Annotated in this window: 5 protein-coding genes, 2 rRNA genes and 1 pseudogene; 1 reads left to right on the plus strand and 7 read right to left on the minus strand. The window is 47.0% G+C overall.

Annotated elements, in window-relative coordinates; all coding sequences use genetic code 11:
• Positions 1 to 38: 38 nt before the first annotated feature.
• The 7 genes and pseudogenes from KHO06_RS15830 to KHO06_RS15860 all read right to left on the minus strand — a co-directional run bounded on the left by KHO06_RS15830 (position 39) and on the right by KHO06_RS15860 (position 12,284).
• Positions 39 to 2,927, minus strand: a 23S ribosomal RNA gene (locus KHO06_RS15830).
• A gap of 299 nt (positions 2,928 to 3,226) precedes the next feature.
• Positions 3,227 to 4,779, minus strand: a 16S ribosomal RNA gene (locus KHO06_RS15835).
• Together the 16S and 23S rRNA genes form the textbook arrangement of a ribosomal RNA operon.
• A gap of 835 nt (positions 4,780 to 5,614) precedes the next feature.
• A complete protein-coding gene (locus KHO06_RS15840; RefSeq protein WP_010444363.1) occupies positions 5,615 to 7,750 on the minus strand; it encodes a lysine decarboxylase CadA in 2,136 nt (711 codons plus the stop codon).
• A 116-nt stretch (positions 7,751 to 7,866) separates the two neighbouring features.
• Positions 7,867 to 9,213 (minus strand): cadaverine/lysine antiporter, encoded by a 1,347-nt coding sequence (gene cadB, locus KHO06_RS15845; protein WP_045372949.1) that lies wholly within the window; start codon positions 9,211 to 9,213, stop codon positions 7,867 to 7,869.
• 700 nt (positions 9,214 to 9,913) lie between these two features.
• Positions 9,914 to 11,486: pseudogene (gene cadC / locus KHO06_RS15850) on the minus strand (lysine decarboxylation/transport transcriptional activator CadC).
• A gap of 165 nt (positions 11,487 to 11,651) precedes the next feature.
• The gene (gene zntR / locus KHO06_RS15855; protein ID WP_005433620.1) at positions 11,652 to 12,050 is read right to left on the minus strand and encodes a Zn(2+)-responsive transcriptional regulator; all 399 of its coding nucleotides are present in this window, start codon (positions 12,048 to 12,050) and stop codon (positions 11,652 to 11,654) included.
• Positions 12,051 to 12,107: 57 nt separating this feature from the next.
• Entirely contained in the window at positions 12,108 to 12,284 is a 177-nt protein-coding gene (locus tag KHO06_RS15860) for a hypothetical protein (protein ID WP_005433622.1), read from the minus strand.
• 33 nt (positions 12,285 to 12,317) lie between these two features.
• Here KHO06_RS15860 and purH point away from each other — a divergent pair, with 33 nt between their 5' ends.
• Positions 12,318 to 13,910, plus strand: a complete 1,593-nt coding sequence (gene purH, locus KHO06_RS15865; RefSeq protein WP_045384502.1) for a bifunctional phosphoribosylaminoimidazolecarboxamide formyltransferase/IMP cyclohydrolase — start codon at positions 12,318 to 12,320, stop codon at positions 13,908 to 13,910.
• The last annotated feature ends 24 nt before the right edge of the window (positions 13,911 to 13,934 follow it).

A 13,934-nucleotide genomic window follows, 5' to 3' on the forward strand; every position in this document is an offset into this window, starting at 1 on the left:
TTCTTGCTTTGAGTCCATCAAAACCCCTTGGGTGTTGTATGGTTAAGCCTCACGGGCAATTAGTACAGGTTAGCTCAACGCCTCACAACGCTTACACACCCTGCCTATCAACGTTCTAGTCTCGAACAACCCTTTAGGATACTTAAAGTATCAGGGAAGACTCATCTCAGGGCTCGCTTCCCGCTTAGATGCTTTCAGCGGTTATCGATTCCGAACTTAGCTACCGGGCAATGCGTCTGGCGACACAACCCGAACACCAGAGGTTCGTCCACTCCGGTCCTCTCGTACTAGGAGCAGCCCCCTTCAATCTTCCAACGCCCACGGCAGATAGGGACCGAACTGTCTCACGACGTTCTAAACCCAGCTCGCGTACCACTTTAAATGGCGAACAGCCATACCCTTGGGACCGACTTCAGCCCCAGGATGTGATGAGCCGACATCGAGGTGCCAAACACCGCCGTCGATATGAACTCTTGGGCGGTATCAGCCTGTTATCCCCGGAGTACCTTTTATCCGTTGAGCGATGGCCCTTCCATTCAGAACCACCGGATCACTATGACCTGCTTTCGCACCTGCTCGAATTGTCATTCTCGCAGTCAAGCGGGCTTATGCCATTGCACTAACCTCACGATGTCCAACCGTGATTAGCCCACCTTCGTGCTCCTCCGTTACGCTTTGGGAGGAGACCGCCCCAGTCAAACTACCCACCAGGCACTGTCCGCAACCCCGATGAGGGGTCAACGTTAGAACATCAACACTACAAGGGTGGTATTTCAAGGACGGCTCCACTAATACTGGCGTACTAGTTTCAAAGCCTCCCACCTATCCTACACATGTAGGGTCAATGTTCAGTGCCAAGCTGTAGTAAAGGTTCACGGGGTCTTTCCGTCTAGCCGCGGGTACACTGCATCTTCACAGCGATTTCAATTTCACTGAGTCTCGGGTGGAGACAGCGTGGCCATCATTACGCCATTCGTGCAGGTCGGAACTTACCCGACAAGGAATTTCGCTACCTTAGGACCGTTATAGTTACGGCCGCCGTTTACCGGGGCTTCGATCAAGAGCTTCGACCGAAGTCTAACCCCATCAATTAACCTTCCGGCACCGGGCAGGCGTCACACCGTATACGTCATCTTACGATTTTGCACAGTGCTGTGTTTTTAATAAACAGTTGCAGCCACCTGGTATCTGCGACTCTCAATAGCTCCATCCGCAAGGGACTTCACCGTCGAGAGCGTACCTTCTCCCGAAGTTACGGTACCATTTTGCCTAGTTCCTTCACCCGAGTTCTCTCAAGCGCCTTGGTATTCTCTACCCGACCACCTGTGTCGGTTTGGGGTACGATTCCTTACAATCTGAAGCTTAGAGGCTTTTCCTGGAAGCATGGCATCAATGACTTCACTACCGTAGTAGCTCGACGTCGTGTCTCAGCCTTAAGAAGAGCCGGATTTACCTAACTCTTCAGCCTACGCACTTGAACCTGGACAACCGTCGCCAGGCCCACCTAGCCTTCTCCGTCCCCCCATCGCAATTGTAAGAAGTACGGGAATATTAACCCGTTTCCCATCGACTACGCCTTTCGGCCTCGCCTTAGGGGTCGACTTACCCTGCCCCGATTAACGTTGGACAGGAACCCTTGGTCTTCCGGCGAGGAGGTTTTTCACCCCCTTTATCGTTACTCATGTCAGCATTCGCACTTCTGATACGTCCAGCATGCGTTACCACACACCTTCAACCGCTTACAGAACGCTCCCCTACCCAATGCACAAAGTGCATTGCCGCAGCTTCGGTTTACTACTTAGCCCCGTTACATCTTCCGCGCAGGCCGACTCGACCAGTGAGCTATTACGCTTTCTTTAAATGATGGCTGCTTCTAAGCCAACATCCTGGCTGTCTGAGCCTTCCCACATCGTTTCCCACTTAGTAGTAATTTGGGACCTTAGCTGGCGGTCTGGGTTGTTTCCCTCTCCACGACGGACGTTAGCACCCGCCGTGTGTCTCCCGGATAGTACTTACTGGTATTCGGAGTTTGCAAAGGGTTGGTAAGTCGGGATGACCCCCTAGCCTTAACAGTGCTCTACCCCCAGTAGTATTCGTCCGAGGCGCTACCTAAATAGCTTTCGGGGAGAACCAGCTATCTCCAGGTTTGATTGGCCTTTCACCCCTAGCCACAAGTCATCCGCTAATTTTTCAACATTAGTCGGTTCGGTCCTCCAGTTGATGTTACTCAACCTTCAACCTGCCCATGGCTAGATCACCTGGTTTCGGGTCTATATCCAGAGACTGAACGCCCAGTTAAGACTCGGTTTCCCTACGGCTCCCCTAGATGGTTAACCTTGCCACTGAATATAAGTCGCTGACCCATTATACAAAAGGTACGCAGTCACACCACGAAGGTGCTCCTACTGCTTGTACGTACACGGTTTCAGGTTCTATTTCACTCCCCTCACAGGGGTTCTTTTCGCCTTTCCCTCACGGTACTGGTTCACTATCGGTCAGTCAGTAGTATTTAGCCTTGGAGGATGGTCCCCCCATATTCAGACAGGATATCACGTGTCCCGCCCTACTCGATTTCACTTTAAATGCGTTGCCGGTTACGGGGCTATCACCCTGTATCGCACAACTTTCCAGAAGTTTCACCTGACGCATAAAAAGCTTAAGGGCTAGTCCAATTTCGCTCGCCGCTACTTTCGGAATCTCGGTTGATTTCTTTTCCTCGGGGTACTTAGATGTTTCAGTTCCCCCGGTTCGCCTCGCTACGCTATGTATTCACGCAGCGATACTTACTTATGTAAGTGGGTTTCCCCATTCGGAAATCCCAGACTCAAATGGTTTTTACTACCTAATCTGGGCTTATCGCAAGTTAATACGTCCTTCATCGCCTCTGACTGCCAAGGCATCCACCGTGTACGCTTAGTCACTTAACCATACAACCCGAAGGAGTTTCGAATTGAAGTTAAACAACCAAAGTTGCTATCTCATTATTTGAATGAGCGAGATAGCTTTCGATTTTGCCGGACTCAAATATGTTTTGCTTTCACAAAACCCAAGAACACTTGAATGTGTTGTATTGGTGTTTGTCATAAAGACAAACATTGAGAACTTTACAAACAATCTTAAAGATTGTTTTGTCAGCTTTCCAAATTGTTAAAGAGCTATGTTAGCTACAAGCTTTCGCTTGTGAACTATCAATCTGTGTGGACACTCATCGTGAGTAATCATCGTATAAGGAGGTGATCCAGCGCCAGGTTCCCCTAGCGCTACCTTGTTACGACTTCACCCCAGTCATGAACCACAAAGTGGTAAGCGTCCTCCCGAAGGTTAAACTACCTACTTCTTTTGCAGCCCACTCCCATGGTGTGACGGGCGGTGTGTACAAGGCCCGGGAACGTATTCACCGTGGCATTCTGATCCACGATTACTAGCGATTCCGACTTCACGGAGTCGAGTTGCAGACTCCGATCCGGACTACGACGCACTTTTTGGGATTCGCTCACTCTCGCAAGTTGGCCGCCCTCTGTATGCGCCATTGTAGCACGTGTGTAGCCCTACTCGTAAGGGCCATGATGACTTGACGTCGTCCCCACCTTCCTCCGGTTTATCACCGGCAGTCTCCCTGGAGTTCCCGACATTACTCGCTGGCAAACAAGGATAAGGGTTGCGCTCGTTGCGGGACTTAACCCAACATTTCACAACACGAGCTGACGACAGCCATGCAGCACCTGTCTCAGAGTTCCCGAAGGCACCAATCCATCTCTGGAAAGTTCTCTGGATGTCAAGAGTAGGTAAGGTTCTTCGCGTTGCATCGAATTAAACCACATGCTCCACCGCTTGTGCGGGCCCCCGTCAATTCATTTGAGTTTTAATCTTGCGACCGTACTCCCCAGGCGGTCTACTTAACGCGTTAGCTCCGAAAGCCACGGCTCAAGGCCACAACCTCCAAGTAGACATCGTTTACGGCGTGGACTACCAGGGTATCTAATCCTGTTTGCTCCCCACGCTTTCGCATCTGAGTGTCAGTATCTGTCCAGGGGGCCGCCTTCGCCACCGGTATTCCTTCAGATCTCTACGCATTTCACCGCTACACCTGAAATTCTACCCCCCTCTACAGTACTCTAGTCTGCCAGTTTCAAATGCAATTCCGAGGTTGAGCCCCGGGCTTTCACATCTGACTTAACAAACCACCTGCATGCGCTTTACGCCCAGTAATTCCGATTAACGCTCGCACCCTCCGTATTACCGCGGCTGCTGGCACGGAGTTAGCCGGTGCTTCTTCTGTCGCTAACGTCAAATAATGCAGCTATTAACTACACTACCTTCCTCACGACTGAAAGTGCTTTACAACCCGAAGGCCTTCTTCACACACGCGGCATGGCTGCATCAGGCTTGCGCCCATTGTGCAATATTCCCCACTGCTGCCTCCCGTAGGAGTCTGGACCGTGTCTCAGTTCCAGTGTGGCTGATCATCCTCTCAGACCAGCTAGGGATCGTCGCCTTGGTGAGCCCTTACCTCACCAACTAGCTAATCCCACCTAGGCATATCCTGACGCGAGAGGCCCGAAGGTCCCCCTCTTTGGCCCGTAGGCGTTATGCGGTATTAGCCATCGTTTCCAATGGTTATCCCCCACATCAGGGCAATTTCCTAGGCATTACTCACCCGTCCGCCGCTCGACGCCGTTATCGTTCCCCGAAGGTTCAGATAACTCGTTTCCGCTCGACTTGCATGTGTTAGGCCTGCCGCCAGCGTTCAATCTGAGCCATGATCAAACTCTTCAATTTAAGATTTTGTTCGGCTCAATGAATACTGAACATTCCTTTCGCTAATAAATAGCAGAAGTAATGTTTGAATTGACTGTGCTGAGTCTTTCGACTCAATGGTCACTTCGTTTCATTGAAACCTAATTTGAAGCCGAAGCTTCTAATTGGATTATCATCAACGAGTGCCCACACAGATTGATAGGTTCTTATTTTTAAAGAGCTTTTCTAACATTTTCAGCAACTTAGTTGCTCGTCGTTAGGGGTGCGTATCTTACTTCACACCGTGAGAGAGTCAAGCATTTTTTCAAATTCTTTTTTCTCTCTTCCCGACTCGCTGTGTGACTTTCGTCTCACTCCGTGTCGGTGGATGCGCAGTATAGGGGGTTGAGAAATTAGCACAAGCCTTTTTGCAAAAAAACTTTCAACCGCACAAATAACGAGCACTCTGCATAGATACTCAGCGATCTTGTCTAATATTTCGGGTTGCAGAGGATCTTTTCATGAAGAAACACCTGACTTCTGCATTAAAAGATCGCCGATTTCTTTGTGATTTCGGTTGCTGATCTTATCTCTCTTGGTTCTTTTTTCTCTTTCTATCTATATAAAGGCGAAAAAAAAGAGCAGAACGATGACGAACTGCTCTTTGGTCTTTGCTTTTTATTTAGGATGCTTCAGGTGAAGTCTTGGAAAAGTGCTTCTTCTATATATAGAAGAAAAGATCAGAGCATCCTTGCCCTTCTCTTTACGACAGAATAGTTAGGGGTATATCTAATATGCCGTTATTGTTCGATGACGCATTGAGCTCGTAAGAGTGGAGCATGCTTGCATTCCCAATGACGTCATCTTCGAGAGGAACTTAGTTCTTCAATACTTTTACGGTGTAGCTACCATCTTTTTGTTGGTATAGACCGTGGATGTCGGTTTCGAAACCTGGGTAATGCGCACCGATCTCACAAAGCATCTCTAGGAAGTCCAGCACAGGGCGAGACTCTTGAGTCACCATTTCACCAGGAAGTACTAGTGGCACACCTGGAGGGTAAGGAAGAATCATGTTCGCACTTACGCGGCCAACCATTTCTTCCAGTTTGATTTCTTCTACGTTACCGCGAAGCTCTTCTTGCCATGCTGCGTGTGGTGTTACTTTCATTTCAGGAAGAACATCGAACGCTTTGTACATTAGCTCTGGTAGGTTGTATTTCTTAGTTAGGTTGTGAATTGCTTGTGCTAGTTCTTGAACACGCATACCTTCATAGAAGCTTGGGTCTTCGTTGTATAGTGAAGGTAGGAAGCTCTTGATGGTTAGGTTCAAGTCGTAGCCACGTTTAAATTCAGTTAGGCCGCGTAGCAATTGCATTGCTTTTGATTTGTCGATACCGATTGAGAATAGGAACAACAAGTTGTATGGACCTGTTTTCTCTACCACGATGCCGCGCTCGTCTAGGAATTTAGCCACCAGCGAAGCAGGAATACCTGATTCTTCTAGTTCGCCTTCTTTATTCATCCCTGGAGTCAGTAGCGTTACTTTGATTGGATCAAGATACATGTGGTTGTCATCCATGTTCTTGAAGCCGTGCCATGTGTCGCTAGGGTCTAGTTTCCAACATTCAGTGCTATCGATGTTTTCTGGTTGCCATACATCGAAGAACCAGCTGTCACTTTCTGCTTCTAGGCGTTTGATCTCTTTACGGAAGCGGATTGCGCGATCGATAGAGTCTTGCATCAACTTCTTACCAGTGTTGCCGCGCATCATTGCCGCTGCTGTTTCAGTAGAAGCAACAATGCCGTACTGAGGTGAAGTTGAAGTGTGCATCATGAATGCTTCGTTGAAAGACTCTTTATCAAAGTCACCTTTCACGTGAATCATTGAAGCTTGTGAGAACGCTGCCAACAGTTTGTGTGTTGATTGTGTCTCGTAGAACACTTTGCCTGGCATCGCTTCACCACTCATACCGCATTTACCTTCGTAAATTGGGTTGAAGTTAGTGTAAGGCACCCAAGCACTGTCGAAGTGGATGTGTTTACAATCTAGCGACTCTTTGATGAATTGCGTGTTGTACAGCAGGCCATCGTAAGTTGAGTTAGTCACTACTGCGTAACTTGGCGCAGTTGCACCTGGTGTTTTCGCCACTTTCTCTGCAATGACATCACGGCTGAATTCACTTTGTGGAATACCACCAAGAATGCCGTATGCGTTACGAGTTGGGCGGAAGTAGATTGGTGTCACGTCGCTCATCATCATTAGGTGAGTCAGAGACTTGTGACAGTTACGGTCAATCAGTACTGTGCTGCCTGCAGGCGCTGAGTACATACCAACGATTTTGTTCGATGTAGACGTACCATTAGTTACGATGTAAGAGCTGTCTGCATTGAATGTACGTGCAATGTATTCTTCTGCATCTTTATGTGGGCCTGAGTGGTCTAGTAGAGAACCTAGCTCAGGCATTGAGATTGATACGTCCGCTTTGAATGTGTTTGGACCGTAAAAATCGTAGAAGATGCTACCAGCAGGACTTTTCTGGAATGCAGTACCCCCCATGTGACCTGGAGTACAGAAGGTGTATTTACCTTCTTCTACGTATTTGAATAGCGCTTTAGTGAATGGAGGCATGATTGCATCTTTGTATGCCTCAGTCGCTTGGTTGATTTTGATAGCGATGTCGTCAGCCATACCTAAAGCATACTCGAAGAAGCTCACGTTTAGACGTAGGTCTGTTAGTGAAATGTCTAGAGTAGACTGTTCGTTAGCAAATGCGTGAACAGGTAGTTTCTCGTTGATTTGGCTAATACGTTCACATAGCTCTAGTGAGTATTTATCCCAGTCGAACAGCACACCGCAAATGCGTGGGTTCATCTCAATCATTTTGATCAAGTCTTTATCATCTACTGGGTAAACCACTTCGTAGCCCGCTTTCTCGAGAGCAGCGTGAAGTTGACGAACTGGCTCTTCTTTAAAGAACACACCCATGTGGTTCAAGATAGCGAATATATTCATTTGGACATCTCCAAGGCGAATGAGGGCGCTCTTTGCCCTTTACAGGCAATGAGTAAGGTGAGCGCCGCGTGAATTTGAGTTTTATGGGCTGGCACCGTAGTGCCAGCGTTTGGGGATTAGTTGCTTGCTTGAGCAGCTACGTCTTCGTCAGCATGAAGCTTCATGTACTGAGCTAGACCTGCTTTTTTGCTGTAGAACATCAAGATAACAAGAGACACGATGAAGGTTGCTGTTAGCGTACCGCCCTCTGCACCTGCTAGTGCAATGAAGCAGAACAGACAAGCCACACCAGAGAACAGCATTACGAAGCCGTTACGTGTTGTCATACCTTCGAAGCGAATCAAGTTAATGCTTGAGTAGAAGTAAGGCAGCATAGTTAGTAGTACTGCGTCAGTTGTTAGCTGGTTGAACAGGTCTGATGCGTGTGCTGTTTTAGAGCTGAAGAACATCAGTACAACCATTAGCGCAGTCATCTTGATTGACGCAAGAATTAGACCTTTCTTAGGCACACCGTTTTTGTCTGTTTCGCCGTAGATTTTAGGGAAGTTACCGTCGTTTGCTGCGCGTTTACCCGCTTCACCTACTAGCATCATCCAAGAACCTAGCGAAGTGAAACATGCTAGTGCTGTGAATGCTGATACGAATGGTGCTGTCCAGCTACCGAATAGCTCAGTGGTTGCTAGCGCGAATGGTGCACCTGATGCTGCTACCTCTGATGCTGGGAACATACCGCTGATCATTTGAGTAGATAGGATGTAAATAACACCTGCGATAGCCGTACCCAACATAGTTGCTAGTGGTACTGTGCGTTTAGGGTTTTCAACCATACCTGTAGATACCGCCGCTGATTCCACACCAACGAATGACCATAGACAGATAAGAACCGCTGTTACTACTGCGTGGCTGTCAGTGCCTGCTGATACGTTCCAGTTTTGGCTGTAAAGCGCAGTATCGAAGTGTGTCCAACCAAATGCGGCTGTACCAACAACAGGGATAAGGATAAGTACTAGACCAAGCGTACATAGACGGCTTACCCAGCTACCACCAAGTAGGTTGACGAAAGTGAAGATCCATACCGATGCAATCGTCGCAATACCTGCCGGGATTGGGTTATTAAGCACAGGGAAGAATACAGAAAGGTAAGAGACACCTGTAATGGCAATAGCCAGGTTACCAATCCAGTTCGCGTGGTAATAAAGAACGCCCGTTTGGAAACCAAATACCGGAGACACTTCGCCAGCATAAGCGATAGGACCACCTTCTTGTGGGTTTTTGGTTGCCAGACGAGCGTAAACGAACGCCAGACTCAGTGCACCGACCAAACAGATCAGCCAACTGAAGATTGAAACAGAGCCTACAGAGGCAAGACTAGAAGGTAATAGTGCAATACCACTACCCATCATGTTACCGGCTACGACACCCGTACAGGCAATAAGGCCGATTTTTTTCGCATTCGATGACATAACATCTCCAAATCTATTCTACTCGAGTCAACATGACTCAAACTGAATGGTTATTAGCGAGATGCTCTGAGGAGGAATCTGCTCGACCTCGCTAAATTTCGAAGTGAAGACTACGCCCAAAAACTGGGAAAAAAATAAACTTGGGGTTATCAATAAAACAATTAGCCCATCGGTATAAAGTTGAGATAAACCTGATAAACTAAAAAACATAAATGCTGCATATACAGCAACTTATGAACAAAACCTAAAATGCTCATACTGAAAAACTAAAAACATCAACCTCAACAAATTTTCCATCAACCTTATCAACGACTATCAACATCAAGACAAGAACCAGCTAATTACCTGAACTGTTGATGTCGCCCTTCCCCACCGTTATTCGACAATTGACTTACATCAAACTTCCTTCCCTCTATTAATAAGAGGAGCTCGAATACAAGCCCTCTTTTTACTAAATCACTGAGCAATAAAGGACGGATTGAAGAATCAAGGCTACTGGATTGAGACTTACTTTTGATGCTGAATCTTTCTCTCCATACAAACAGATATAGAAAGCAGCGGCATTAGAGAATAGAGAATGAAAAGCCCTCTCCTTTTATATAACAAGCGTCATTAGTAGAAATAGAGGTAAGAGGCAGATACAAAAAAGCCCCTCACCGAAATGAAGGGCTAAGTATCTTACTCATCAAGAGCTGGTTTATTACAGCATACGCACTACAGAAGGGTGAACTGCGCGATACATAGCGTAATCAATCGCCTTCATGTTACTTGGAAAAACCAAGTTCTCGCACAATAAGTAAGTCTCGACGGATGTATCAATATAGAAGGCTTCGCTGTAGGACTCACTTGCCCAATCCAAATCACCATCTAATTCAGCGTGCTTACCTCGAATCACGTAAGACAGAACTGAATCCCGAATCTCAAGTGCTTGGTTCAAATGCTGCTTAGCTAAATCAATATCGCCAGCGATGGTTTCATTAAGGGCGAGAGCTTCATAAATTCGTGGTTGAATTGGCCCTACCATCATTTTCGTATTGGTTTCCAACTTCTCACTCAGTTGCTGAACTCTCCCCTTCCGTAGTTCTAATGCCGGATCAAGCGCATTTTGTACATGATAGGCAATCAGCAGTTCAGCCTGTACATAAGCATTATCTGGTTCAAGCTCAAGGATTTTCTCCATCAAGTCGATGCTATGCTGGAATTGATTCGCATCGGACACGTTTAAGTAGTGGTTTGCTTCAACAAACAACTCTACCGCGTCAGGGTTCATTGGCATACCCGCCACCAGCACTTTTGATTTCAATTTTGCATCTGGCACTTTCAATGCGTGCATCAAATCTAGAGAGGCTTGCTGCATAACCGACTTCAAATGGCTATTGGTTAACGCGTATTGGCGGCTGAACAAAACCTTTTCTGAAGAGTTATTGCGATATTCCACCTCAAGGAAGCTACCACCATCGTTTTCTTTGACGCGCACCACCACAGATTTCCCCGGCACAATACCCGTCGTAAAGGTCGCCTTTTTCAGCATCACTCGATAATCACTGACTTGAGCTACATCTGCCATCAACTTCTGTGCAAACCCGTCAGCTAAGTCATAGCTGCGGCCTTCTTTGCTGAAGTTATCCTGAAACTTGAATTCGATGAGGTGAGTATCAATAGCTTGCGTAATGCGCACTTCTGATTGCTTGTAGGTAAACACGCCCATCACCACAACCAAAATACTGATCCAAATGAAATTCATTAATCCCAGTCGCCAAGGGCTAATCTTATTTGGTTTACGCGGCGCTTTTTTTTTCTTTCGACATCTCGCACACAGCGCGAGTTAATGGTCCGGCAGGAAATGCGATGGATGGTACAGGCGCCTCGGGCTGTTCCTCTTCTGTTTCTTCAACAATAGGGGGAAGGATTTCGGCATTGCAATGACGACTTGCAAGGAATTCCTCGTGTGTCATTGGGGTCACATTCGCCACCAGCTTGTAACCACGCTTAGGTACAGTGATCACGTAGCTGATGTTTTCTTCTCGACCATCTCGCAGAAGTTTGCGCAGTTCGAAGATCGACTGTGTTACGACTTGATCCGTCACAATCGCGCCCGCCCAAACGTATTGGATCAGCTCTTCGCGATTGAACACTTCACTAGCGTGCTCAGCAAGAAAATGCAGCAAATTAATTAAGCGTGGCTCAACGGTAACTTCCCTGTCTTGTCGATACAGCTTATTTTCATCAACGCTCAAAACCCAGTCATTGATTTGAAAATAGACTCCAACCATGTATGAAAACTCTCGTATCTGATAGACAGCGTCGCTTTAGGAATAGATAGAACTACACATTCTTACAGTCGACTAAAGCCGAGATTATAGGTGGGAATACGGCTTGAACCTAGAAAAGCAAGCCGCCAAAAATGCAAACTTAAATTAAATGATGCAAAAGTGAGACTATTCAAGGGCTGCTAAAATCGAGCAGTGGCTTGCATCGTCGTTGTTATGACCACAACACGCGTCGTTTATCTTCTTTAATGCCGTGCGAATTTTAGTTAGTTCAGCAATCTTCTCATCAATTAAAGTTAACTTTGCAGAAGTAATGGCTTTTACCTCCGCACAGCTGTGTTCTGTTGCCTCTAATTTGATCCCAAGAAGTTCCTTGATCTCATCTAAGCTCAAGCCAAGCTCTTTCGCTTTGAGAATAAAACGCACCTGCTTTTGGTTCTCTTCGTTATACAGGCGATAGCCCGAATCACTTCGTCCTGCGGGTTTGATGAGCGCATTTTTCTCATAGAATCGCAGTGTATCGGCAGTCACACCACAGCGTTTCGCCAGTTCACCTATCTGAAACATAACTTTCCTTATTAACTATCTCGTTACTTTTAAAGCCAAAGATCGAGTTTTTTGCAATTATTTTTGAGATGCCAAACGATTGCGCGAGCTTTTTTGTAATAAATTGGTTAGAATACGCGCCATCAAATAGTGGAGACTGTTTTCTAAGCATGAAAACGCCTCGCAAAGGTCTTTACCAAAACTGGCCAATATTTTACCCCAAGAGGTAAAAACAAGTTCATTTTTGGCAAACATCTTTAACTCCGTGAATTTGAGGAAAATGGAAGCATGAACAACGCTCGTCCTATTCGCCGTGCGCTTATCAGCGTATCAGACAAAACAGGTATTGTTGAGTTTGCACAAGCTCTTGCTGAGCGCGGTGTCGATATCCTATCTACTGGTGGTACGGCTCGTCTACTTGCAGAACAAGGCATCGCTGTAACAGAAGTCTCTGACTACACTGGTTTCCCAGAAATGATGGACGGTCGCGTTAAAACGCTTCACCCGAAAGTTCACGGTGGTGTGCTGGGTCGTCGTGGCCAAGATGATGACGTGATGGAAAAACACGGCATCAACCCTATCGATATGGTTGTTGTTAACCTATACCCATTCGCAGAAACAGTTGCTAAAGAAGGCTGTACGCTTGCTGATGCAGTTGAGAACATCGACATCGGCGGTCCAACAATGGTTCGCTCTGCAGCGAAAAACCACAAAGATGTAACTATCGTTGTGAACGCTCACGACTACAACCGCGTGATCGCTGAAATGGACGCGAACGACAAATCTCTAACACTAGAAACTCGCTTCGACCTTGCTATCGCAGCATTCGAACACACGGCTTCTTACGACGGCATGATCGCAAACTACTTCGGCACTATGGTTCCATCTTACGGTGAGAACAAAGAAGGTGACGAAGAGTCGAAATTCCCACGTACTTTCAACCAGCAATTCGAGAAGAAGCAAGACATGCGCTATGGTGAGAACAGCCACCAAGCCGCAGCTTTCTACGTAGAAGCAAACCCACAAGAAGCATCTGTTTCTACTGCTCGCCAAATCCAGGGTAAAGCCCTTTCTTACAACAACATCGCAGATACTGACGCAGCACTTGAATGTGTGAAAGAGTTCAACGAGCCAGCATGTGTGATCGTAAAACACGCGAACCCATGTGGTGTAGCTCTAGGTAAGGATATCCTAGAAGCGTACAACCGCGCTTACCAAACTGACCCAACATCTGCATTCGGCGGCATCATTGCATTCAACCAAGAGCTAGATGCAGAAACAGCAACCGCTATTGTTGAGCGTCAATTCGTTGAAGTAATCATCGCACCTTCTGTTTCTGCTGAAGCGATTGAAGTGGTTGCAGCGAAGAAGAACGTGCGTCTACTTGAGTGTGGCGAATGGACAACTAAGACAACTGGCTTTGACGTGAAACGCGTGAATGGTGGTCTACTGGTTCAAGACCGCGACCAAGGCATGGTAAGCCTAGACGACCTAAAAGTGGTTTCTAAGCGTCAACCAACAGAAGAAGAGCTGAAAGATGCGCTGTTCTGCTGGAAAGTAGCGAAATACGTGAAATCAAACGCGATTGTTTACGCAAAAGGTGACATGACTATCGGTGTAGGTGCTGGCCAAATGAGCCGCGTTTACTCTGCGAAGATTGCAGGTATCAAAGCTGCAGACGAAGGTCTAGAAGTTGCAGGTAGCGTAATGGCATCTGACGCATTCTTCCCATTCCGTGATGGTATCGATGCAGCTGCAGAAGCAGGCATTAAGTGTGTTATCCAACCGGGTGGCTCTATGCGTGATGACGAAGTTATCGCAGCAGCAGACGAGCACGGCATGGCGATGATCTTCACAGGTATGCGTCACTTCCGCCACTAATTAGTTTTTGGTCCTCCCCCTTAC

The sequence above is a fragment of the Vibrio sp. B1FIG11 genome (assembly GCF_905175335.1).
Taxonomy (GTDB): domain Bacteria; phylum Pseudomonadota; class Gammaproteobacteria; order Enterobacterales; family Vibrionaceae; genus Vibrio; species Vibrio campbellii.

Coding starts and splice junctions, on each gene's coding strand:
- purH (WP_045384502.1), top strand. CDS start 12,318: ATGAACAACGCTCGTCCTATTCGCCGTGCGCTTATCAGCGTATCAGAC.
- KHO06_RS15840 (WP_010444363.1), bottom strand. CDS start 7,750: ATGAATATATTCGCTATCTTGAACCACATGGGTGTGTTCTTTAAAGAA.
- KHO06_RS15860 (WP_005433622.1), bottom strand. CDS start 12,284: ATGTTTGCCAAAAATGAACTTGTTTTTACCTCTTGGGGTAAAATATTG.
- zntR (WP_005433620.1), bottom strand. CDS start 12,050: ATGTTTCAGATAGGTGAACTGGCGAAACGCTGTGGTGTGACTGCCGAT.
- cadB (WP_045372949.1), bottom strand. CDS start 9,213: ATGTCATCGAATGCGAAAAAAATCGGCCTTATTGCCTGTACGGGTGTC.